This is a genomic window from Halomonas sp. IOP_14, from assembly GCF_021021315.1.
Classification (GTDB): domain Bacteria; phylum Pseudomonadota; class Gammaproteobacteria; order Pseudomonadales; family Halomonadaceae; genus Vreelandella; species Vreelandella titanicae.
The window spans coordinates 1-22,278 of sequence record NZ_JAINWD010000018.1 but is presented as its reverse complement, the minus strand read 5'-3'; the positions used below and the strand labels follow the sequence as shown (position 1 = coordinate 22,278).

General features: G+C 55.4%; 18 protein-coding genes. 5 read left to right on the top strand and 13 right to left on the bottom strand.

The features are described 5' to 3' along the window. Position 1 precedes the first annotated feature (1 nt). The 7 genes from urtB to K7H09_RS13720 all read right to left on the bottom strand — a co-directional run bounded on the left by urtB (position 2) and on the right by K7H09_RS13720 (position 9,167). A complete protein-coding gene (gene urtB, locus K7H09_RS13750; RefSeq protein ID WP_230804962.1) occupies positions 2–1,615 on the bottom strand; it encodes an urea ABC transporter permease subunit UrtB in 1,614 nt (537 codons plus the stop codon). Positions 1,616–1,720: 105 nt separating this feature from the next. Continuing rightward, positions 1,721–3,082: an urea ABC transporter substrate-binding protein gene (gene urtA / locus K7H09_RS13745; RefSeq protein WP_027957902.1), complete on the bottom strand. Its 1,362-nt coding sequence runs from the start codon at positions 3,080–3,082 to the stop codon at positions 1,721–1,723. A 433-nt stretch (positions 3,083–3,515) separates the two neighbouring features. After that, positions 3,516–5,042, bottom strand: coding sequence for a tripartite tricarboxylate transporter permease (locus tag K7H09_RS13740; RefSeq protein WP_027957903.1), 1,527 nt, complete (start codon positions 5,040–5,042; stop codon positions 3,516–3,518). Further along, positions 5,042–5,494 carry a tripartite tricarboxylate transporter TctB family protein gene (locus K7H09_RS13735; protein ID WP_027957904.1) on the bottom strand — a complete coding sequence of 151 codons (453 nt, stop codon included), beginning with the start codon at positions 5,492–5,494 and terminating at the stop codon, positions 5,042–5,044. The genes K7H09_RS13740 and K7H09_RS13735 overlap by 1 nt, the downstream gene beginning before the upstream one ends. Further along, complete coding sequence (locus K7H09_RS13730) at positions 5,494–6,495, bottom strand: Bug family tripartite tricarboxylate transporter substrate binding protein (RefSeq protein WP_051430621.1); 1,002 nt, start codon at positions 6,493–6,495, stop codon at positions 5,494–5,496. Before K7H09_RS13730 ends, K7H09_RS13735 begins: the two co-directional genes overlap by 1 nt. A 185-nt stretch (positions 6,496–6,680) precedes the next feature. Then, a complete protein-coding gene (locus tag K7H09_RS13725) occupies positions 6,681–7,412 on the bottom strand; it encodes a response regulator (RefSeq protein ID WP_141440400.1) in 732 nt (243 codons plus the stop codon). 57 nt (positions 7,413–7,469) lie between these two features. After that, positions 7,470–9,167 carry an ATP-binding protein gene (locus tag K7H09_RS13720; protein WP_230804960.1) on the bottom strand — a complete coding sequence of 566 codons (1,698 nt, stop codon included), beginning with the start codon at positions 9,165–9,167 and terminating at the stop codon, positions 7,470–7,472. A 101-nt stretch (positions 9,168–9,268) separates the two neighbouring features. Here K7H09_RS13720 and K7H09_RS13715 point away from each other — a divergent pair, with 101 nt between their 5' ends. Then, positions 9,269–10,039 (top strand): DUF481 domain-containing protein, encoded by a 771-nt coding sequence (locus K7H09_RS13715; RefSeq protein WP_009286167.1) that lies wholly within the window; start codon positions 9,269–9,271, stop codon positions 10,037–10,039. A 14-nt stretch (positions 10,040–10,053) separates the two neighbouring features. On the opposite strand, the gene K7H09_RS13710 is transcribed toward K7H09_RS13715, so the two are convergent. From K7H09_RS13710 to K7H09_RS13700, 3 genes are read right to left on the bottom strand one after another with little or no spacing between them, the layout of a single operon-like run. Then, positions 10,054–10,824, bottom strand: a complete 771-nt coding sequence (locus K7H09_RS13710) for an ABC transporter permease (protein WP_022521337.1) — start codon at positions 10,822–10,824, stop codon at positions 10,054–10,056. A gap of 34 nt (positions 10,825–10,858) precedes the next feature. Next, the gene (locus K7H09_RS13705) at positions 10,859–11,641 is read right to left on the bottom strand and encodes an ABC transporter ATP-binding protein (RefSeq protein ID WP_022521336.1); all 783 of its coding nucleotides are present in this window, start codon (positions 11,639–11,641) and stop codon (positions 10,859–10,861) included. Positions 11,642–11,643: 2 nt separating this feature from the next. Next, positions 11,644–12,747: an ABC transporter substrate-binding protein gene (locus tag K7H09_RS13700; RefSeq protein ID WP_230804958.1), complete on the bottom strand. Its 1,104-nt coding sequence runs from the start codon at positions 12,745–12,747 to the stop codon at positions 11,644–11,646. A gap of 368 nt (positions 12,748–13,115) precedes the next feature. On the opposite strand from K7H09_RS13700, the gene K7H09_RS13695 reads away from it, so the two are divergent. Beyond that, the gene (locus K7H09_RS13695) at positions 13,116–14,669 is read left to right on the top strand and encodes a BCCT family transporter (RefSeq protein WP_230804956.1); all 1,554 of its coding nucleotides are present in this window, start codon (positions 13,116–13,118) and stop codon (positions 14,667–14,669) included. A gap of 59 nt (positions 14,670–14,728) precedes the next feature. On the opposite strand, the gene gcvA is transcribed toward K7H09_RS13695, so the two are convergent. Continuing rightward, a complete protein-coding gene (gene gcvA / locus K7H09_RS13690) occupies positions 14,729–15,613 on the bottom strand; it encodes a transcriptional regulator GcvA (protein WP_141440397.1) in 885 nt (294 codons plus the stop codon). A gap of 123 nt (positions 15,614–15,736) precedes the next feature. Between gcvA and amaB the strand changes: the two genes are divergently transcribed. The 3 genes from amaB (at position 15,737) to amaA (ending at position 20,108) form a co-directional block, all read left to right on the top strand. Continuing rightward, a complete protein-coding gene (amaB, locus tag K7H09_RS13685; protein ID WP_141440396.1) occupies positions 15,737–17,230 on the top strand; it encodes an L-piperidine-6-carboxylate dehydrogenase in 1,494 nt (497 codons plus the stop codon). Positions 17,231–17,300: 70 nt separating this feature from the next. After that, entirely contained in the window at positions 17,301–18,761 is a 1,461-nt protein-coding gene (gene nhaC / locus K7H09_RS13680; protein WP_230804954.1) for a Na+/H+ antiporter NhaC, read from the top strand. 54 nt (positions 18,762–18,815) lie between these two features. Continuing rightward, positions 18,816–20,108 carry an L-pipecolate oxidase gene (amaA, locus tag K7H09_RS13675; protein WP_141440394.1) on the top strand — a complete coding sequence of 431 codons (1,293 nt, stop codon included), beginning with the start codon at positions 18,816–18,818 and terminating at the stop codon, positions 20,106–20,108. A gap of 147 nt (positions 20,109–20,255) precedes the next feature. Here amaA and hglS read toward each other — a convergent pair whose 3' ends face one another. Together hglS and K7H09_RS13665 are read right to left on the bottom strand one after the other, a co-directional pair. After that, a complete protein-coding gene (gene hglS / locus K7H09_RS13670; RefSeq protein WP_141440393.1) occupies positions 20,256–21,629 on the bottom strand; it encodes a 2-oxoadipate dioxygenase/decarboxylase HglS in 1,374 nt (457 codons plus the stop codon). Positions 21,630–21,655: 26 nt separating this feature from the next. Continuing rightward, a partial coding sequence (locus K7H09_RS13665; protein ID WP_230804952.1) for a (Fe-S)-binding protein occupies positions 21,656–22,278 on the bottom strand: 623 nt, incomplete at its 5' end.

Genomic DNA, 22,278 nt, shown 5'->3' with positions numbered 1-22,278 from the left:
TTTAGCCCTCCGCAGCCCGGCCCTTCTGCGGGAAGAGTCCACGCGGGCGTTTTTGAATGAATAGGATGATAAACACCAGCACGATAATTTTGGCCAATACCGCGCCTGCCCAGGGTTCCAGCACCTGGTTAATGACCCCCAGCGATAGCCCGGCCACCAGCGTGCCCCACAGGTTACCCACGCCGCCGAACACCACCACCATGAAGGAGTCGATGATGTAGTTCTGCCCCAGGTTAGGGCCGACGTTGGTGAGCTGGGAGAGGGCGACACCGGCAAGCCCGGCCACACCCGAACCTAGCGCGAAGGTCATGATATCCACACGAGTGGCACGAATGCCCATGGAGCGTGCCATGGCGCGGTTTTGAGTCACCGCACGTACCTCAAGCCCCAGCCGGGTACGATGCATAATCAGCATCAGCCCGGCAAACACCACCAGCGCAAAGCCGAGCACGTACATGCGGTTAAGCGTTAATGACAACGCATCATTCACCACTAGCGAACCACTCATCCACTCGGGGGTGATGACGGTACGGTTAAGCGGTGAAATCACCGTGCGCACCAGCTGCTGCAGAATCAGGCTGATACCAAAGGTCGCCAGCAGCGTCTCCAGCGGGCGGCCTTTGAGGAACTGGATAACACCGCGCTCGATCGCCACACCCGCCAGAGCAGCGACCATAAAGCCCGCGGGAATCGATAGAATCAACGCCAGCCCAGGCTGGCCGGGCAGCAGTTGCTGCATCGCCCAGGTGGTGTAGGCGCCCAGCATCATCAGCTCGCCGTGGGCCATGTTGATCACGCCCATGACCCCGAAGGTGATCGCCAGGCCAATAGCAGCTAGCACCAGCACTGAGCCGAGGCTCAAGCCGAAATAGAGCGTTTCCAGACCACGATTGATTTTGAGCTGCTGCTCAATGCCCGCCAGAGAAGCGGCAGCGGCATTGGCGACGACGGGATCATCGCTATTGGCTGCCCGGCTCAATGCCACGCGGGAACGGGGGTGTAGGCTGCCGTCCAGCGCTTCGACCCCAGCCATTTCGCCCGCTTCGGCGCGGTAGATCGCCACGGCCTGGGTCAGCCGGTAACGCACCTGCTCGTCCTCTTCCTGTTCGATCAAGTCGTCGAGAGTGGGCACCAGCTCACCATCTACTTCCCCTAACAGTCGCTCGGCCGAGGTGCGGCGGCGCTCCACATTAGGCGAGTAAAGGTCAACTACCGCGATGGCACTGCGCAACTGATTACGCAGGTTGTTGTTGATGCCGATACGCTCCAGATCACGACGGGACATCTCGCCCAGCGCTTCGCCGGTTAGGACATCGGCCACCGGCCAGTCGCGGCCGCGGTTCTCTAGCACCAGCACGAACCGGCCGTCTTCGGTGCGCTGCAAGCGGCCATCCAACAGCGCTTGCAGCCAGTCACGGGCGCGCTCGTCGTCGCTTTGCAAAATCGCGGTAATCGCTTCGCCTTTGGCGGCGTAAGATTCAACGTCCAGCGCCGCCAACAGTTCGAGCGCGGCCGCACCGTCGGCAGTATTCATGGAGCTCGTTTGTGCTTGGGCGGTCACTGTGATGCTTAACAACAGTAGGCACAGCAGCCCTAAGGAAAGGAAACGCCTCATGGGGTTCTTCCTTTGGTTATCTAAAGAGGGGGAGTTAGCGTGCTCCCTCGCCACTTGGGCTTCAGCCTAGGGACGAGGGATCAGTATTACTCACTACAGGAGCTTTTACTCAGCGAGCGCCGCTTCGGCTTCTTCTGCTGCGGTGCTGCCACCGCACGAGCCGTTCACGACGTTGAAGTTGCCGCACTCCATCGGCTTGCGCCAATCGGCAATCAGGTCACGGGAGCCAGGTAGGTAGTCAGACCAGGCGTCGCCCGCCACGGTAGACGGTGTCTGCCAAACGATATCGAACTGGCCGTTGTCCTGAATCTCACCGATCAACACCGGCTTGGTGATGTGGTGGTTGGGCATCATCGCCGCATAACCGCCGGAGAGGTTAGGCACGGTTACACCGATAATGGCGTCTTTCACCGTATCGACGTCTGTCGTGCCCGCTTTGCGAACCGCTTCGGCCCACATATTGAAGCCGATGTAATGCGCTTCCATTGGGTCGTTGGTCACTGCCATATCGTCGCCGGTGTACTCAATCCAGGCATCGATAAAGTCGTAGTTGTCATCGTTATCGACGCTCATGAAGTAGTTCCAGGCAGCCAAGTGGCCTACCAGCGGGCCGGTATCAATACCGGTAAGCTCCTGCTCACCCACAGAGAAGGCGATGACGGGAATATCGGCAGCGTCGATACCCTGGTTGGAGAGCTCGGTATAGAACGGCACGTTGGCGTCGCCGTTAACCGTCGAGATTACGGCGGTCGGTTTACCCTCTTCACCGAAGCGGCGAATTTCTGCCACGATGTTCTGCCAATCGGAGTGACCGAACGGCGTGTAGTTGACCATGATGTCCTCATCCGCGATGCCGTGTTCATCCTTGAGGAAGGCCTCGAGGATACGGTTGGTAGTGCGCGGATAGACATAGTCGGTACCCACTAGCGCAAAGCGCTCGATACCGACTTCGTTGATAAGGTATTCAACCGCAGGAATCGCCTGCTGGTTAGGCGCTGCGCCGGTGTAGAAGACGTTTTCAGAAGACTCTTCGCCTTCATACTGCACCGGGTAGAACAGCAGCCCGTTGAGCTCCTCTACGACGGGCAGCACGGATTTACGCGAAACCGACGTCCAGTTGCCGAAAATCACGTCCACTTCTTCCTGGTCTAGTAGCTCCCGGGCGCGTTCGGCAAACAGCGGCCAGTTAGACGCCGGGTCAACCACCACGGCCTCTAACTGACGGCCCAGCAAACCACCGGCTTCGTTCTGCTGTTCGATAAGCATTTCGACGGTGTCTTTGAGGACAGTTTCACTAATCGCCATGGTGCCGGAGAGGGAGTGCAGGATACCAACTTTGATCGGGTCGTCGTCCTGGGCGATAGCCTGGGTGCTGACCCCCATGATGGCAGTGGTGAGTAAAGCGGTCGCGAAACGGCCACTTGAAAGGTATGGGCGAGGGTGTGTCGAGCGTTTGAGAGTGTGCATTGTTAATCTCCTTGCGCCCCTTATGACTGGGGTTTGTTATGACCGGGGCTTGATGATTGGCTTCGCACTTGGGGTGGTTGTGTTAGCTCCCCCCAATACGTCTACTAGCCAACAGCTCTTGCAAGGGGTGCGCCAGATTGGCACAAAGTTGTCTTATAGCTATCTAATCAGCCACTTAATAATCATCAGAAAATCTCGACTTTCTCAATATGCACCAAAATAAAGCGCAGAAAAGCAGCTAAAGCACCCTGCCAATGCACCAATAAGATTCGGTGCACCAATTAGATACGCGGGCTTTTAAAATACATAACAGCAACCCAGTGATTACTTATCAGTTACAGAACCACTCTTTGTTACCCGTCAAAAACGGAAATAAAAAAAGAGCGCCGACTTTCGTCGGCGCCCCGTTGCTCAACATTACTTCTTTAAGTATTTAATCGCTTTCAGGCGAACCTGAATTAGGGGTTGCCTTCATACCACGACGCAGCAGAGGGCCCACAATATAAGGCAGGATCAAGCCCAATCCAGCAAAAACCCAAAGGCCGATAGCCAGACCGCTATCCCAAAGAATCATCCAGTCGCCATCGGAGATATCCATGGCATGGCGCAGATTCTTCTCCATCTCTGGCCCCAACAACAAGCCAAGAATCACTGGCACCAGCGGAATCTCAAGCTTGCGCAGGACATAACCACCCACCCCAAAGGCCACCATAAAGTAGAGGTCAAAGATGGTGTTACTGATCGAGTAGATACCCACGAAGGCAATCATCGTGACGATCGGCAGCAAGTACATCGGCGGCACGGACAGCAGCTTGACGAAGATGCCCACCAACGGAATATTAAGGATCAGCAGCAAAAAGTTACCGATCAATAGTGCTGCGATCACGCCCCAGACGATGTCGGCATTCTGGGTGAACATCAGCGGCCCAGGGGTAATATTGAGCGAAATCAACAACGCTAAGAGTACTGCAGTAGTACCACTACCCGGCACACCTAGGGTTAGCATGGGAACCAGAGCACCGCTCGAAGCAGCGTTGTTGCCAGATTCTGGAGCAGCCACACCACGCGGGTCGCCTTGTCCAAAATAGCCTTTCTTACCCAACACACGTTTTTCAAGGGTATAGCTGATGAAGCTACCCAACGAAGCACCAGCACCAGGCAGCACCCCGGCGACAAACCCTAGCACCCCACCGCGAAAACTGGTGGGAAGAATTTCGCGGATATCTTTCCAGGAGAGCGAAAGTTTGTTGACCTTCATCTTCTCTTTACCACCGCCTGCACGCTCTTCGATGAAGAAGAGCAGCTCGGAAATGGCAAACAGACCGACGATAGCAATGATGAAGTCCACGCCTTCAAAAAGTTCGAGCACCCCAAAGGTGTAGCGCTGCACACCGGTATTGTCGATACCCACCGTGGCGATCATTAGACCAATACAGGCGGCAACCACTGTTTTGATGGGGTTTTTACCGGTAATACCGCCTAAGGTAGCGAACGCCAGCAGGAAGAGCGCAAAATATTCCGCAGGGCCGAACGTTAAAGCAAAGTTAGCCAACAATGGTGCCAGCAAGATCAAACCAATAGTGGCGATAAGACTACCGATAAAAGAGGCCACCGCAGAGATCGCCAGCGCCTCGGAAGCCTTGCCCTTCTGGGCCATAGGATAACCATCAAGACAGGTCATCATGGCCGGTTCATCGCCGGGAATATTTAACAGAATCGATGAGATACGCCCACCGTACATGGCACCCGCATACACTGACGTCAGCATAATCAGAGCCGTTTCTGGAGCGAGCCCTAAACTAAATGCCAGCGGTATCAGAATGGCCACGCCATTGGCAGGGCCTAACCCCGGCAAAGCGCCGATCAACGTGCCAAGAAAAGCACCTAGCAAGGCGAACATCAGGTTATGGGGTTGCAGAGCAACGCCAAAACCATCCATTAGGTAACCTAGAGTTTCCATCAGTTCACCTCCAGGAATGACAACAGACCCAGCGGTAAGGCGAGATCAAGTGCAAAACTAAACAGAAAGTACACGACTACTGCCGAGACTGCCCCGGTCATGTAAGCATTGAACGGCCGAGCCCCCATGCGCCAGCAAAGCGTTCCCACGGCAAGCGTAGTGCTAATAATGAAGCCCAGCGGCTGAAGCAGCATGGCGTAAAAGATCAGCACCACCACGGCGATGATTAGCTCGACACCCGTACGGCTCCAAGGCCAGGCGTTGTCGGGATCAGGGCGTACAATCAAATAAAGGCTGGAAATTGCCAGCACCACGGCCAGCAATTTCGGAAAAGTGTCAGGGCCGACGGCTTCGGCCCCACCAAACGGCTCCGGGAACTGAGTCGCGGCCCAGCCGTACGCAACGGCCAGGACGATCATCAAGACCCCAAAGATGCGGTCATTGAAAGTCATTACTGAATCAATCCAATATCTTTAGAGAGCTGTTCAATGTCACTGATCTGGTTGAGTACAAACTCTTCAAACTCACCAGCGGTCATGTGGAAAGGCATCAAACCGTTTTGAGCCATGACATTCTGCCACTCTTCACTCTGGTAAATAGTGTCCATGGCATCGGTCCAATACGCTTTAGCTTCTTCGGAGACATCCGCAGGCATATAAAAGCCGCGCCAGTTGGGGCCAAGGGCGTCGATGCCTTGCTCGCGTGCGGTGGGGATATCAGACAGGTCTCCCGGTAGGCGCTCTTCGGAGAGTACCGCTAGGACGCGCAAGTCGCCAGACTCCATAAACCCTTGGGCTTCGGTGATATCACCGGTAAAGGCGTCTACGTGCCCGCCGATCACTTGGGTTAACGCTTCACCACCATTGTTGTACGAAAGGTAGGCAATGCGCGGAAGATTCTCGACATCGGCTGCCTGAGCAGCAATCAACACTTTAAGATGATCCCAACCGCCCTTAGCGCTACCGCCGGCGAACTTGACACTACGCGGGTCTTCCTTAAGTGAGTCCATCAATTCATTCAGGTCATCGATCTCGGAATCAGCGGCTACGGCGATAATCCCGTAATCCGCACCTAGAGCACCGATCCAATTGACCTGATCGGCGGTCAGCCCAGGGAATTGTCCTTGAGCCAGACGAGTCGTAGTAGCCGTGGACGCCGCTACCAGCAGATGGTCGTCACCGGCGCGCTTGCTTATAGTATGAGCAAACGCCACACCGCCACCAGCGCCAGCCATATTGATGGTTTGTACATTCGCCGGTACTAGATCAAGCTCCTGCATGACATTACCCACACTGCGGCAGGTAAAGTCCCAGCCGCCGCCTGGATCGGACGGAGCGATACATTCCACCTTACCCTCCGGTTCGAAGGCAGCGGCAGTGCTAGAGAAGGCTGTAACAGCCGCCAGTGGAAGGGCCAGCAGGGTTATATATTTAAAGGCAGGCTTGAGAATCATGGCGTTCTCCACGTATCAGTTTTGTTGTGTGATGAGTTTGTTGTTTAAAGCTTCTTATTAGACTGCACGCCGCGAACGTTAGAAGACCACTACCCTGACCGACAAGCTTGTGCGCATAAAAGACAAAAAGTTCTTTATGGCTATTTTGTTCATTTTGTTCACGCGCGCCTAATTACCACATTCCTTTATAGAGTGTTGAGCCACTCGTGTGCTGCCTCCAACAGCCGATAGCGGCGCTCAGGCCGCCCTACATCACCATAGCCCAGCTCCGCACTCACCGCCTGCTCGGCAACTAAAAACTCTAAATAACGGCGGGCGGTTGAGCGACTGGCACCCATGATGCGCGCCATCTGCATGGCGGTGAGCGAGTCGGGTGCGTCGGCCAGGGCATCAATCACCCGGCGCAGCGTCAGCCGATCAATACCTTTAGGCAGGGTTTGGCTTTTAGCACGCAACGGCTCGCCGGGCTTCAGGCGCGCCAGCACGGAGTCCAGTTCATCCTGATTCATCTCGGCACGGTTAGCCAAGGCTTCACGCTCGCGACGGAAGCGAGTCAGCATTTGCGTCATTCGCGCGGCTTCAATGGGCTTGATCAGGTAGTCGAATACCCCACCACGCAGCGCCTCGCTGATGGTTTCTACTTCCCGGGCAGCGGTAACCATGACGATATCCACATGCACGTAGTCGCGGCGAATCGCCCATAGCAGCTCCAGGCCTTCAACATCGGGTAGGTAGGCGTCGAGCAAGATCAACTGGATGTTGGTGGCCTGTTCCGCCATGATCGCCTTGGCTTCGCTACCGTTGCGCGCCATGCCCACCACATAAAAGCCGTCGCTCTGTTCAATAAAGGCCCGGTGGATATCGGCAATGCGAAAATCGTCTTCAATGACCAAAATGCCGTACTGCCCATCAGACATTGCGTTCCCCCCTAGCCGTCGTGGTCACTGTTTTTGAAATTGTTGATGAAATTGTTTTTAAAATTGTTGTTGAGACTGCTGTTGGTCTTGCTGCGCACACAGCGAGCGGTCGAGCACCGCGATAAAGCATGCGCCCCCCAGCTCGCTCTCCTCCAGGGTCACGGCGCCGCCGTGCTGGCGGCAGAGCCTGGCTACCAGCGCCAGGCCAATGCCCTGGTGTTTGCCCGTTTTGGTCGAAAAGCCTTCCTGGAAAATCGATTCGGCGAGCTGGGCAGGTACTCCGGGCCCGTTGTCCTCCACTTCGATCAACAGCTGCTCCCCCAAATCGGTGAAAAACAGGCGTACTTTGGGCGCTTTACTCGGCCCATTCAGCGCTGCATGGCAGGCGTTGTCCAGCAAGTTACCCACCACGCTCATCATCACTTCTTGGCCGGTGGGCGTTAGCGGGCAGGAGAGCGAGCTTTGCTCATCGACTTCCAACGCTACGCCCAGCTCCCGCGCCCGGGTAAGTTTACCCAGTAGCGTACCGCTAAGCACGGCGTCGGCCACGTTGCGCATTAAAAAGCTCATCTGCGCCTGGGCGCGTTCGGTTTCTTGATGGATCAGCGCGAGGGCTTCCTCGATGCGTTCTAACTGCAGTAATCCTGAGATGGTATAGAGCTTATTGGAAAACTCGTGGGCCTGGGCACGCAGCATATCCACATCACGGCTGGCTTGGGTAAGCGCATGGGAAAGATCGACAATTTCGCGACGGCTGCGGAAAGTGGCCACCGCCCCCTCAATCTCGCCTTCGTGCAGAATCGGCACGCGGTTGACCACTACCGGGTGATCGCCCAGCCACATCTCCTGGTCGAACTCCTGCTCTCCGCGTCGGAGCACCTCCAATAGCCGCGAATTGGGCACGACCTCGCGGATGGGCTGCCCCAGCAGCACATGCTCATCGTCCAGGTTGAGAAAGCGCCGCGCCTGCTGGTTGACCAAGGTAATATGACCTTCACGATTAACCGCCAGAATGCCCTCATGGATCGACTGCAAAATGGCCTCTTTCTCCATAGCCAAGCGGGCAATCTCGTAGGGTTCCAGGCCTAAAATGACCTTTTTAAGATGCTGCGATAGCCAGTAAGCACCGGCAAAGCCGAGACAAATCATCAGCGCCACCAGCGCCCAGCCAAAGCTGTTGTAGCGGGCTACGTCCATGGCCACGCGATCCATCATAAAGCCGACGGACACCAGGCCAATGATATTGCCCTCTTCATCCCAAATGGGCGCTTTGCCACGAATGGCAGTGCCCAATGACCCGGTTGCCTCGGATACATAGTATTGGCCATGAATCAGCGCCTGGTCATTATCGCCCCCCACCATTGGCTTCCCAATCCGCTCCGGCACGGGGTGGGAATAGCGCATACTTTGGGCGTTGCCTACAACGACATAGCGCGCGCCCGTTTCATGGCGAACGCGCTCTGCGAGGGGCTGAATAATGAAAGAGGGGTCGGGAATTGAAAAGGCGTTGATAATTTGCGGCATCGACGCCACCGTTTTGGCCACCGCCAGCGCTCGCTCGCCCATCTGCTGGCTAATAATTTCTGCCTTGCGGTGATTGAGGTAGGTGCCCTGCGCCAGTAGCATGCCTGCCAACAGTAGTCCGACTAACAGCATTACCTGAAGGCGAAAACTGCGTTTATACCAGCTGCGCCTTGCGCGAGTGCGGCGCCAGCGCTGCAGGTCGGCTAACGTTCGGGGGCGGGAAGCGCTCATAGGTAGACTCGAAATGCGTGACCGCGCCATTATGGCACGCGCCAGCCAACGGCGTTAATCGCCGTCACCCCAGAGTCATCGTTCGCTGATATAATGGCCCAATGCCGAAATCAAGGAGGGATGTAGTGGCGATCGTTAGATGGATACTCTTGCTGGCCTGCTGGCCGCTATGGCTAACCGTGGCATATGCCAACCCGTTCTACGCTCCACCGCCTCCCCAGGAAGATGCGCCCGTGTTCAGTGGCGATGCTGAACTGGGCTTTACCCGCCTCTCGGGCAATACCGATAGCCAGACGCTGATCGGTAAAACGCTGCTGACGTGGCTTACCGGTAACTTCACCTACTCGCTGCGTGGTGAAGTGCGTAACGTCACCAAGGATGACAAAACCAGCGCCGAGCAGTACTTAGTCGCAGGACGCGAACGCTATGAACTGGATGGCCCCCACTATCTGTTTGGGTTTGCCCGCTGGGAGAAGGATCGCTTTGCCGGTTACGACCAGCAGCTTTCTGCCATCGGTGGCTATGGGCGTCAGATTTTAGAGAACGATACCCATGTTTTTTCGCTGGAGGCAGGGCCAGGCTATCGTCATGACCGACTACGCGAACATGGCGATTATCGGTTAGCAGTGGCTTATACAGCGTTGGATTATCAATGGTTTTTTTCTGACTACGCCGATATTCAGCAGGAAATGTCGTTTGAGTACACCGACCAAAATACCACGTCGCGGTCGCTTACAGCGCTCACGGCAAGGCTCAATTCAAAGCTGTCGCTGCGCTTATCTCATGAAATCAAGCACAACTCCCAACCGCCTGACGACACCAGCGAGCGCACCGACAACACCACCAGCGCTTCACTGCTTTACCGCTGGTGAGTTGCGCACTGGCCCTAGCGATTCTGACCACGGTGCGCCCAGCCGGTCATGCGTTTTTCCAGTTGGGCAAATAGCTCGTACATCACCATGGCCATGGCGCTGATCACCAGCAGCCCGGCAAAGACCAGCCCCATGCGCATTTGCGAACCGGCGCTCATCATCAGATAGCCAATGCCCTGATTGGAGGCGACCGTTTCTGACACTACTGTGCCTACAAACGCCAGAGTAATAGCGACTTTTAGCGAGGCAAAGAAATACGGCAGCGAGCGTGGCAGGCCCACTTTCAGCAACACATCGATACGCCGCGCGCCCAGCACTCGCAGTACGTCTTCCATCTCAGGCTCCAGCGTGGCTAAACCGGTAGCCACGTTCACCACAATAGGGAAGAAGCAGATTAAAAAGGCGGTGAGTATCGCCGGCACCGAGCCAATCCCAAACCAGACAACCAGGATGGGCACGAAAGCCACTTTGGGAATGGCATTAAAGCCGACTAACAGTGGGTAGCAAGCGTTATATAGAAAGCGTGACGAGCCGATAATAAAGCCCAACACCAGCCCCACGGCCACACCCAATCCAAAGCCAATCAGCGTTGTCCAGAAGGTTTGCCAGGAGTGCATGGCGATAGGCTCGGAATAAGTTACCAGCGCCTGGGCCGTCTCCAAGGCACTGGGGAAGATAAAGCTGGGCACATCAAACACCCGCACCGTTACTTCCCAGATAACAACCAACGCGACCACCGCTATCCACGGCGCCAGTCGTTCAATTAACTGATTATTTTTCGTCATAAGTGCGCCTTTCATCAGGTGCTGGGGGCTTTTATTAAGTGCTGCGCACTTCGCCAATTTGAGCCCGCAGCTCCTGAACCAGATCAATAAAGGGTTTTTGGTAAGTGGTTTCCAGTGCACGGGGTCGCGGCAACTCTATTTCACGGCGCTCAATCACCCGTCCGGGGCGGCGGCTCATGATGTAGACGGTATCGGCCAGAAACGCCGCCTCGCGGAGGTCATGTGTCACGAGTACCACTGTAAAGCGCTGCGCTTCCCACAGATCGCGCAGCACGCACCACAGCTCCTCGCGGGTAAACGCATCCAGCGCGCCGAAGGGTTCATCCAGCATTAGCAGGCGCGGCTGGTGAATCAGCGCCCGGCAGATCGATGCCCGCTGCTGCATACCACCGGAAAGCTGCCACGGATACTGCTCTTCGTAGCCTTCAAGCCCCACGGTCTTGAGCAGCTTGCGCGCCCAGCCGACAAACTCTTCGCGCCGTTTACGAAACTGATGGCGGTAGGGTTTAACGATCTCCAACGGCAGTAGGACGTTATCCAGTGTGGTGCGCCAGGGCAGCAGGTTGGCGTTTTGAAACGCCATGCCGGAGATCTTCAACGGCCCGGTGACCGGTTCTCCATCCACTTGCACGGCACCAGTGGTAGGCGCATGCAGCCCGGTGCAGAGCTTCATAAAGGTCGATTTACCGCAGCCGGAGGGGCCCACGAAAGCGACGAACTCGCCTTCGTGGATACTCAGGTTGATATCCTCAATGGCGTTACCCGACGCATCGTAGGCCAGGCTAACGTCATCAAAGGTGACAAATGCTGCCGACATGCTTATTCGCCCTCTGCCGAAAACAGCCTGCGCTCTTCCTGAGCAGGTAAGTAGCTTGAGTTAAACACCTGTTCTGGCGAAGGCACAGCGGGCAGGTCATAGGCATCGGCAACCAGTTGAATCGCCTGAGCCAGGCGCTCGTCATCCACTCCGCCCACGCCATTTTCGTGCACTTCAGGAGTGTCGACGACGCCATCCAGAGCAAGTTTTAAGCGCCGAGTCTCCATTTCCACATCGATCAGGCCATCGCGGTTTTTAACATACTCAATGGCAGCCTCGGGATCGGCAATAGTGTCGCCCAGGGCGCGGTTGAAGGCGCGCAGAAAGCCCTGCACGGCTTCCGGATTTTCTTCGGCGAAGGATTCACTAGCGATAATGGCGTTGCCGTACAGGGGCACGCCGTAGTCTGGGAACGGCATAATAGTCAGCTCGTCTTCGCTCATTCCCCGCTCTTCAAGATTGAGCAGGCTGGTGAAGTAGAAGCCAGTGATTGCATCCACATCGCCCCGGGTTAGCAGCGTTTCGCGCAGCGTAGGGTCGACGTTTTGCCACTCCACCGCGTCGGCGTCCAGATTATTAGCCGCGGCAAACACGCCCCAGGCGCGGTAGCCGGTATCGAAGGTGGGGGCGGCGATGGTTTTACCGGCTAAATCAGCCGGGCTCTCGATGCCGCGGTCTTTGCGGGCAAACACCGCCGCGGGGGTGCCGTCGTAGACGATATAGACGCCTTGGATACCGGGGCCATCGGGGTTTTCGGCGAGAAACTCGACCAGCGCATTAAGATCGCCAAAGCCCATTTCATAGGCCCCGGACGCCACGCGATTAATCGCACCCGCCGAGCCGCTGCCAGAATCAATCTGAACGTCCAACCCTTCGTCGGCGAAGTAGCCTTTCTCTTCAGCCATCAAAAACGGCGCGGAGGGGCCTTCAAAGCGCCAATCCAGCTGAAAACGTATTTGGGTATCGTCGGCGTAACTGATAGCCGGTATTAACATCAGCGCTGCCGCGCAGCCGGTGAGCAGGCGCGCCGTAGAAAAACCTGGTGTTGCAGTGGGAAAGCCTAGTGTTGAAGTAGAAAAACGGCGTTTAGAAGTGGAGGTCATCATCGTGAGCATACCTTGTATACAAAATATGCTTTAGCATTGCAGCAATACTGCCATTATTGATTTTTTATTTAATTTTCATGCTATTAGGTAGACAGCTAAGTGCCGCCGCCCTCCGCTATATGGCCAAAATGGTGCATTTGCCCCTGAGCAACGCACCAAGTTAAAACATATTAGACGTTGGTCTAAATTGGCGATATACTAAGCTCAGTTTCCTGTCTTGCGCCATTCCTTGAATGGCGCTTTTTTTTACCTGTAATTTCGCCTGCTTCAATCACCAACTTCTGAACGCTCATGTGGCGTTACACCGCTTAACGGCACGCTTTAATAGGCTGCTATTTCAGTTTCTCGCTCCCCATAAGGTATTTAACATGACCCACCCCAGCCCCAATTCTGAGGGCTCTCAGCGGTTTTCGCTCGGCGACCCTATTGTATTGATATTAAGTATCGGCTTTATCGTTGCCTTTCTCGCACTGTCGCTTTACGACGTAACTCTGGTAGCTGACAGCATCAGCGCTGGCTTCGCCTGGACCGCGCTAGTGCTGGGCAGTTACTTTCAACTGCTGCTCCTGCTGACGTTCTTTATCGCCATCGGTTTGGCCATAACCCCAGCCGCTAAAGCTAAAATCGGCAATTTAGATGCACCAGAAATGAGCACGTTTAAGTGGCTCTCGATCATTCTGTGTACGCTGCTGGCAGGCGGTGGCGTATTCTTTGCCGCCGGTGAGCCGGTATACCACTTTGTGGTAACGCCTCCCGCGTTTGATAGCGAAGCAGGCACCGCTGACGCCGTTTCCGGCGCCTTGGGGCAGTCCTTCATGCACTGGGGCTTTATGGCTTGGGCGGTACTGGGGTCGCTAACCGCCGTGGTGCTTGCCCATGCGCACTACGTGAAAGGCCAGCCGCTTCAGCCCCGCACCCTGCTCTACCCCGTACTGGGTGAGCGACTAATGCGCGGCCCGCTGGGCAGCATCGTCGATGCCTGCTGCGTAATTGCTTTGGTTGCGGGCACTGTGGGCCCAATTGGTTTTTTGGCCACCCAGGTCAGCTTCGGCCTGCACGAGCTGTTTGGCTTACCGGAAGGTTATCCCGGCCAGTTGATCATTCTAGCCGTACTCGGCAGCATCTACGTGCTCTCTTCCATGAGCGGCGTACACAAAGGCATTCAACTACTTAGCCGCTTTAACGTGCTACTGGCGCTAGCCATTGGCGCGGTCATTATTGTTTTTGGCCCCACACTGTTTTTGGTCAATAGCTACGTTTCAGGCATGGGCGCGTATGTCAGCGAATTCTTTACCATGGCGACCATGACCGCAGAGACCGCTCCGGCGTGGTGGATGCAGTGGTGGACAGTATTCTTCTTTGCCTGGTTTATTGGCTATGCGCCGCTGATGGCGATTTTTGTGGCGCGTATTTCCCGCGGTCGCAGCATCCGCGAAATGATCATCGCGGTAGCAATCCTGGCACCGATTGCCACCACCGTGTGGTTTACCCTGCTGGGCGGCTCAGGCATTTATTATCAACTCACCGGGGTGATTGATTTAACCGAGGCGCTGAACAACTTCCAGTTTGATGTAGCCACCTTAACCATTGCCCAAGCACTGCCCGGCGGTACCTGGATGGCACTAGCGATCCTGCTTCTGACCACCATTTTCGTTGCGACCACCGGCGACTCAATGAGCTACGCCATTGCGGTAGTGGGGGCGGGGCACGATAACCCCAGCCCGGTCATGCGGGCGTTTTGGGGGATCGCCATGGCGTTGATGGCAGCGGTACTGCTGTATATGGGCGCAGGCCAGATTGGCGCGCTGCAGCAGTTCATTGTTATCACCGCGATTCCGGTCTCGTTGATACTGCTGCCGTCACTCTGGAATGGCCCACAGGCAGCCTACGCCATGGCCCGTGAACAGGGCATTATTGAGTGACGCGTAATATTGAGTGACCCATAGTGCTAAGCAGCTAGTTAAGCTGTTTAGCATTTAACTTAGAGCCGCGCTTTAATCCATTCAGTAAATGATTTGACCTTATGCAGGTCAGCCATATGTTCTGGGTAGGCCATATAGTAAGCATCCTGGCTGTTCAGTGAGAACGACCAGGGAATGACTAACTTCCCTTCATCAAGCTCTTCTTGGGCTAGAAATCTTGGCACTAACGCGACTCCACAGCCTGCTCGCGCTGCGCGAAGGGCCATATAAAAGGTATCAAATCTTGGCCCATGGTAGCTGTGCTCGGTATACAGGCTCTGGGCTTCAAACCAGTCGTGCCAAGCTTCCGGGCGCGTCGATACCTGCAACAGGATCATCTTGGTGAGCGCGAGTGGGTCATTGACTTCGGTTTGCTCCATCACGCCAGGCGCGCAGACAGGCACGACTTCCTCATCCAATAACTTGACGCATTCGGCACGCGGCCATACTCCATGGCCAAAAAAGAAGGCAATCTCAATGCGCTCCTTTTGCATGTCAAACGGCTCGGCTCGATTCGAAATATTGAGGTTAATGCTTGGGTGTTTAAAACGAAATCCGTTCAATCGAGGGATGAGCCAGCGCGCACCAAAAGTAGGCAAGGTGGCAACATTCAATACATCGGACTCCACCCCATAAGACTGCATATAGCGCGTCGACATCTCCACCTGAGCCAGGATTTTGCGCGCTTCACTCAAGTAAACCGCCCCTTCTGGCGTTAGGTGCAACCGCTTCCTTACCCGCCTGAATAGCGGATGTTGCAACGTCGCTTCCAGATGAGAGACCTGCTTGCTCACGGCGCTCTGGGTCAAGCTAAGCTCATCCGCTGCACGGGTGAAACTGAGATGACGTGCAGCTGCTTCAAAACAGTGCAAGCCGCTTAATGAAGGCAAATGTCGACGTCGCATCACAACCCACCTCATGAAATAAAGGAATGATATTTTTCATAAACATCGTTTGATGGCTCACCAATACCCTAGCAATACTGGCCCCGTAACCAATTTACTCACAACTCAACATTTGGTGAAGCAATGATTCATTCCCTGATGGAAAAAATGGGCGTCGCAAAAGAGCAGTATCAAGGCGGTGACCTCGTTGTTACTACCCCCATTGATGGCAGCGAGATTGGTCGTCTAACAACCTCCTCCAGCAGCGAAGTGGATACCGCTATCGCGAATGCAGAAAAAGCTTTTTCAGCCTGGAAGCGTGTACCAGCACCCCGTCGTGGTGAATTGGTTCGCCTGTTTGGCGAGCAACTACGCGAACATAAACAATCATTGGGTGAGTTGGTCACCTGGGAGTGCGGCAAAATCCTTCCGGAAGGACTGGGCGAAGTTCAGGAAATGATCGATATTTGCGATCTCGCCGTTGGCCAATCTCGCCAGTTGTTTGGCCTGACCATTGCTTCCGAGCGCCCCGGCCACCATATGCGTGAGAGCTGGCATCCATTAGGCCCAATTGGCCTGATTACCGCGTTCAACTTCCCCGTTGCTCCCTGGGCATGGAATTCAGCCCTGGCACTGGTATGTGGCAATAGCCTGCTATGGAAGCCTTCTGAAAAAACCCCGTTAACGGCACTCGCCTGCCAAGCGTTATTGGATCGCGCGATAGAGGCGTTCGGTGATGAAGCACCCAAGCATTTAAGCCAAGTGATTATTGGTGAGCGGGCAGCAGGCGAGCAGTTAGTGGATGACTCACGAGTGGCGCTTATCAGTGCCACTGGCAGCACCCGCATGGGTCGCGAAGTCGGCCCCAAAGTGGCGGCGCGCTTCGGTCGTAGCATTCTCGAGCTGGGCGGCAACAATGCGATGATTTTGGCGCCGAGTGCCGATCTGGACATGGCGACGCGCGCCATTCTCTTCTCCGCGGTCGGTACGGCGGGCCAGCGCTGCACCACGCTACGCCGCTTGATCGTTCATGAGTCCATCAAGGATGACGTGTTGGCGCGGCTGAAAAAGGCTTACCAAGGGGTGAGCGTTGGTAACCCACTGGAAGGCAAACTGGTAGGCCCCTTGATCGATCACCAGGCCTTCGACGCCATGCAGAGCGTACTGGCCAAAGCGCGTGAGCAGGGTGCGAATGTCTTCGGGGGAGAGCGTGTCGACGTTGCCAGTAACGATGGTGGCTACTACGTGGAACCCGCCATTGTTGAGGTAACCGAGCAAAATTCGCTGGTCAAGCACGAAACCTTTGCGCCCATTCTCTATGTGCTCACCTATCAAGAGCTGGATGAGGCCATTGCCACCAATAATGACGTTCCCCAGGGGCTATCCTCCTGCATCTTTACGACCGATGTACGTGAGGCTGAAACCTTCGTCTCCGCAGTCGGCAGTGACTGCGGCATCGCTAACGTCAACATCGGCCCCAGCGGCGCGGAAATTGGCGGCGCTTTTGGCGGCGAGAAAGAGACCGGCGGCGGTCGTGAGTCAGGGTCTGACGTCTGGAAAAGCTATATGCGTCGCCAAACCAACACCGTGAACTACTCCCGTGAACTGCCGTTAGCTCAAGGCATTAAATTCGACTAACCCTTCCCCATCAAGCAAGGGCTCTTATGTAAAGAGCCCTTACTAACAACATAAAAAAAGAAGGTGATGTATGCGTGACGATGTCCAAATCGGCCCGACGCCGGGCCTCGCGATGGCGCTACTTCCGCTGCTGGCCACTACCGCCATTCTTATACTGCAGTTTTTTATCTTCTCTGACTTTACTCCCCATATTCCGTTAGCCTTCGGCATTATGATTTGCGCCATGTGCGGCCGCATACGCGGCGTTCCCTGGGAAAAGATGGAAGCCTCAATGCTGGAGGTGGTCAAGCTAGGCATGCCCGCCATTTTTATTCTCTTGGCGGTCGGCATGGTGATTGGCACCTGGATTCTTTCCGGCACAGTGCCCACGCTGATGTATTATGGTTTTCAACTGGTTTCGCCCTCCTATTTCCTCGTCGCTACTTGTGTAATTAGTGCCCTAGTATCCCTCGCAACGGGCACTTCTTGGGGTACCGTCGGGACACTCGGGCTTGCCCTAATGGGGATCGGGGAAGGGTTGGGTATTCCCATGCACCTGACCGGCGGCGCGTTGGTATCAGGTGCCTTCTTTGGCGACAAGATGTCACCGCTATCGGAGACGACCAACCTAACACCGGCCGTCTGTGAAACGGATTTATGGAGCCATATACGCAGCATGATGGCGACTACGGTGCCCGCTATGTTGATAGCGCTGGTGCTCTATGTATGGCTCGGCGCTGGCTATGGCGGTCAGTTCGAGCGCAGCACCGATATTGCCACCTTTCGTCAGGCGCTTGATGACACCTTTACCCTTTCTTGGATAACGCTTATCCCACCTTGCGTGGTCATTGGTCTAGCACTTGCCAAGTTTCCTCCTTTTCCAACCATTTTTACCGGCGCGGCTATAGGCGGCCTAGTGGCTATAGGTGTTCAAGGCGAAACCTTACACGCGGTGTTTGATGCCATGCAGAATGGTTTTAGCAGCGATACTGGAAATTCGGCGATTGATGCACTGCTAAGCAGTGGTGGCGTGCTCTCCATGACCTGGGTGGTTACCTTAACGTTCTTTGCGTTGGGTTTCGCTGGCATGCTGGAAGCCTACGGCACCGTTGATGCGATCATTAAACAGCTGATGCGGTTAATCAAAGGTCGTTTCAGCCTAGTGGCGACAAGCTCCGGCACTACGCTTGCAGTGAGTACTATTATCGGCGATGTGTATACAACGCTGGTGTTGCCCGGCCGTTTGTTAAAAGGTCAGTATCAAGCCATGGGCTATAAAACCTGTACGCTGTCGCGCTCGATCGAAGACAACGGCACGCTTTCTTCTCCATTGATTCCTTGGAACATGGGCGGCGGTTTTGTGTCATCGACCATTGGTGTACCCACACTGGCTTATGCACCTTTCGCTTTCGCTTGCTGGCTATCGCCGCTATTCGGACTGCTTTGGGCACTAACCGGCCGCTTTATTCCCCGCGACGAACCTGAGCAGCCTGAAACAAACGCTACTGATGCACCACACTCCGCGCCCACCTCTCAACAACCTACTTCATAGCCATACAAGGTCGGCCTTGGGCCGGCCTGCGCTTCTTTTTAAGGAGGTACTAAAATGCCAACGACCCTCTCCGAGCGCTGCCTTTGGCCCCAAACGAGTGCCGAAACGCCGCTAGACTATCCCGTGCTAGCCAGCCATGAAGAGGTCGATGTGTGTGTGGTGGGCGGCGGGATTACGGGCCTCTCCACCGCGTTGCATCTGGCCGAGAAAGGTATCAAAACAACCTTGCTGGAGGCAGGAGATATGCCCAGTGGCGGGTCAGGACGCAATGTTGGTCTAGTGAACGCCGGGCTTTGGATACCCCCCGATGACATTGTGGCCGCGCTAGGCAAAGAGAACGGTGAGCGGGTTAATACTATTCTAGGCGGCGCGCCGTCAAAGGTGTTCAATATTATTGAACGCCATGCCATCCAGTGCGATGCCACCCGAACAGGCACACTGCACCTTGGCCATAACGCCAAAGGCTGCCAAGCGCTCGCTCGCCGTCGCGATCAGTTGCAACACCGTGGGGCGCCGGTGACGCTATTGGAAGGAGCGGCATGCGAGCTTGCAACCGGCACGTCCCAGATACAGGCCGCACTTCTGGATGAACGCGCGGGCACTATCAATCCTTGCGCCTATACGCGGGGGCTTGCCCGCGCGGCGGCCAACTTAGGCGCCAAGCTTTACTGCCACAGTGCGGTTAAAGGTATCGAGCGACAAGGAGATCGCTGGCGCTTATTGACCGAGAGCGGTAGCGTCACAGCCAATAAAGTGGTGATGGCCACCAACGCTTATACGGAAGATGACTGGAACGAGGTTCGTCAACACTTCTTTACTGGCCACTTCTATCAACTAGCGTCAGAACCTCTTACTGGCGAAGCCGCCGATGCGATTCTTCCTGAGAAACAAGGCGCCTGGGACACTCGCACAGTACTTAGCAGCATTCGTCGCGACAAGGAGGGTCGCCTGCTGCTGGGCAGCCTGGGTAAAGGAGAAGGCAAGCCGCTGGCCTACCTGACCCGTTGGGCCGATACGATACAGAATCACTACTTCCCTGCGCTCGGCAACGTTCGCTGGGAATACACCTGGACCGGCAAGGTTGCTTTCACACCGGATCACACCTTACGTATTTTTGAACCTGCCCCTGGGATTCTGTCAGCCACCGGTTACAACGGGCGCGGCGTTACCACTGGCACCGTAGTTGGCGAAGGGTTTGCCCATTACATTGCAAACGAGGATGACAGCCTGCTGCCTCTTCCGTTATCGCAGCCCAAACCCATTCGAGCACGTCCGTTATGGAGCTGTGCCTATGAAAGCGGTTTCTCGCTATACCATGCGGGTCAGTGTTTACGGGTACTCATCTAATCAGAGTGTCACTACTTAACATCCTTTAAGTAAAAACATGCGCCACGAGTTAACCGTAGGCGCACGTTTTTATGTTTAACTTATTGTCTAAACGCACCCCTTAAACTTAAAGAAAACTGCCGCACCTCCGTGTGCTGCATGCAGATTCTAAACGAGTATTTCACCTTTTAGCGTTGCCAACACCTTGGCTTTAGAGGCGTTTTCGCGCTCTGCATAGAGTGATAGTTCATCCGTTACTTGAGTACCCAGCGCTTTCTCAAAGGCATCACGATTAGCGTTCCCCGCATAGGCCTCGTTCTGCCCTCCCCCCAGATTCGATTGGAAAATGCCCGCCGCGCTGACCGGTAGAAAGTCTTCATAGGTAATTGGCTGGGCTTCCACTAGGCCTTGTTCGATCAACGCCTCAATATCGCTACTAGCACTCTCTTTAGCGGCCTGACCTGCTGCTGTCAGGTGATAGTGAAAATACGCCAAGCCTTCCTGGCGCATTGCCTCATCGTTATCCGGGAACTTGGCAAAGACGTTTTTCATGACCGTTTGGTGTGCGTCGTTATCCAGCCCCGCGGCTTGTTTGCGACCTTCTTGAAGCAACTGGTCATATAGCGCGCGACCTTTCGGTGTGAGCGCCACTCCACGCTGCTCAATTTCACCAAAGCGCGCCGTGTGGGTACCTTGGGCATCACCGGCAAAGCGGATTGATTCTTCTAACGCCTTAAAGCTGGTTTGGCGCAACAAAATGGGGCATTCACGACGCGGTGGCCCTTCAATGACGGCTTTAGGGTTCATGCCCATTTCAGGCATGCGGCGCTGCACTTCGTCGATATCCAAGGTTCGCGGCGTCAGGTGATTAATATGCGGCCCGCGGAAGCACACCACATCGGCAATCAAACGGTGCTCATCATGAAGCGCATGATAGGTATCCAGATCAACCGTCGCATCCTGGTGCCAACGGAAAGTTTCCAGGGCTTCTTTTACAAACTGGTCGGCCTCTGCTCTGGTTAATCCCCCCTGAGTTTCATGACGTTCAATAAGCTCACGTGCCCCTGGAGTAAAAATATCGCGCTTCGCCAGAATTTCTTCTGAACACTGGCGCAGCGCCTCACTTTCAATGAGTTCTAAACGCAGTAGCGAGGTAAAAACGCGGAAAGGGTTCATCGCCAGCGCGTCATCGTCGATAGGCCGGAAGGCGGTTGAGTGAACCGGCACTCCCGCTTCAGAGAGATCGTAATAACCCACCGGATACATGCCCATGACAGCAAACAGGCGGCGCAGCATGAAAAGCTCGTCGGTTGTTCCTACACGTATCGCACCATGGCGCTCTACACTCAAACGTGCCAACTCGCCCTGGGCTTCCAGGCGGCGATGCAGTTCAGGTCGCTGACTAAGCGTTTCCTGGTTAACGCTTTCCACGAGTTCAAGCAGCGTACCGTACTGCGGCACTTCTGTTTGATACATGGCCGACATGGCCTTAGAGAAACGGTCGCGAACATCATTGGTTGAAAGAAGATCTGCTTGAGTCATTTTATTGCTCTCTTGCCTATTGTTGGTTAACGATGAGATACCGACTTCAATTGTGCCAATAGTGCCTGTAAGGGGTGGTGCAACGTTTGCGATGAGTAACGCTTCACCTGGCTGCGGCAGGAATAGCCTGTGGCTAATAGTTTGCCGCTGTTCTCCACTGCCTCCACCTGGGGCTGCCACGACTGGGCGTAGATAGTTTTGGACGTAGCGGCGTTGCGGGTTTCGTGGCCGTAGGTGCCAGACATACCGCAGCAGCCGGTGGCCATCAGCTCAAGCTCTAACCCAAACGCCGCAAATACCTGCTGCCATGCTTTAGGGCTACCCGGTGCATTGGTTTTCTCGGTGCAGTGGGAGAGCAGCTTAAAGCCAGGGTCGGTTAGCTTAAGTTGGTTGGGCGCTAGCGTATTGATGCGGGTCGTGAGCCACTCCTGCAGCATCAGCACCTCCGGCACCGCCTCATTACCTAGCGCTTTGACGTACTCCTGGCGATAGGTGAGCGTCATCGCCGGGTCGATACCCACCAGGGGGATATCAAAGCGGGCCAAGGTGCGTAGCCGCTCGGCCTGCTTGGCGGCGGTACGTTCGAAGGCGCCCAAGAAACCCTGTACCTGGAGTGGCTTGCCGTTCGCCGAATAGGGCATCACAAACA

What these genes read in the sequence shown, in the direction of transcription:
- K7H09_RS13715 (WP_009286167.1), top strand. Translation starts at nt 9,269, where the DNA reads ATGCCGAAATCAAGGAGGGATGTAGTGGCGATCGTTAGATGGATACTC.
- nhaC (WP_230804954.1), top strand. Translation starts at nt 17,301, where the DNA reads ATGCGTGACGATGTCCAAATCGGCCCGACGCCGGGCCTCGCGATGGCG.
- K7H09_RS13705 (WP_022521336.1), bottom strand. Translation starts at nt 11,641, where the DNA reads ATGTCGGCAGCATTTGTCACCTTTGATGACGTTAGCCTGGCCTACGAT.
- K7H09_RS13740 (WP_027957903.1), bottom strand. Translation starts at nt 5,042, where the DNA reads ATGGAAACTCTAGGTTACCTAATGGATGGTTTTGGCGTTGCTCTGCAA.
- hglS (WP_141440393.1), bottom strand. Translation starts at nt 21,629, where the DNA reads ATGACTCAAGCAGATCTTCTTTCAACCAATGATGTTCGCGACCGTTTC.
- K7H09_RS13730 (WP_051430621.1), bottom strand. Translation starts at nt 6,495, where the DNA reads ATGATTCTCAAGCCTGCCTTTAAATATATAACCCTGCTGGCCCTTCCA.
- K7H09_RS13735 (WP_027957904.1), bottom strand. Translation starts at nt 5,494, where the DNA reads ATGACTTTCAATGACCGCATCTTTGGGGTCTTGATGATCGTCCTGGCC.
- urtB (WP_230804962.1), bottom strand. Translation starts at nt 1,615, where the DNA reads ATGAGGCGTTTCCTTTCCTTAGGGCTGCTGTGCCTACTGTTGTTAAGC.
- K7H09_RS13720 (WP_230804960.1), bottom strand. Translation starts at nt 9,167, where the DNA reads ATGAGCGCTTCCCGCCCCCGAACGTTAGCCGACCTGCAGCGCTGGCGC.
- amaA (WP_141440394.1), top strand. Translation starts at nt 18,816, where the DNA reads ATGCCAACGACCCTCTCCGAGCGCTGCCTTTGGCCCCAAACGAGTGCC.
- K7H09_RS13710 (WP_022521337.1), bottom strand. Translation starts at nt 10,824, where the DNA reads ATGACGAAAAATAATCAGTTAATTGAACGACTGGCGCCGTGGATAGCG.
- K7H09_RS13725 (WP_141440400.1), bottom strand. Translation starts at nt 7,412, where the DNA reads ATGTCTGATGGGCAGTACGGCATTTTGGTCATTGAAGACGATTTTCGC.
- K7H09_RS13700 (WP_230804958.1), bottom strand. Translation starts at nt 12,747, where the DNA reads ATGATGACCTCCACTTCTAAACGCCGTTTTTCTACTTCAACACTAGGC.
- amaB (WP_141440396.1), top strand. Translation starts at nt 15,737, where the DNA reads ATGATTCATTCCCTGATGGAAAAAATGGGCGTCGCAAAAGAGCAGTAT.
- urtA (WP_027957902.1), bottom strand. Translation starts at nt 3,082, where the DNA reads ATGCACACTCTCAAACGCTCGACACACCCTCGCCCATACCTTTCAAGT.
- gcvA (WP_141440397.1), bottom strand. Translation starts at nt 15,613, where the DNA reads ATGCGACGTCGACATTTGCCTTCATTAAGCGGCTTGCACTGTTTTGAA.
- K7H09_RS13695 (WP_230804956.1), top strand. Translation starts at nt 13,116, where the DNA reads ATGACCCACCCCAGCCCCAATTCTGAGGGCTCTCAGCGGTTTTCGCTC.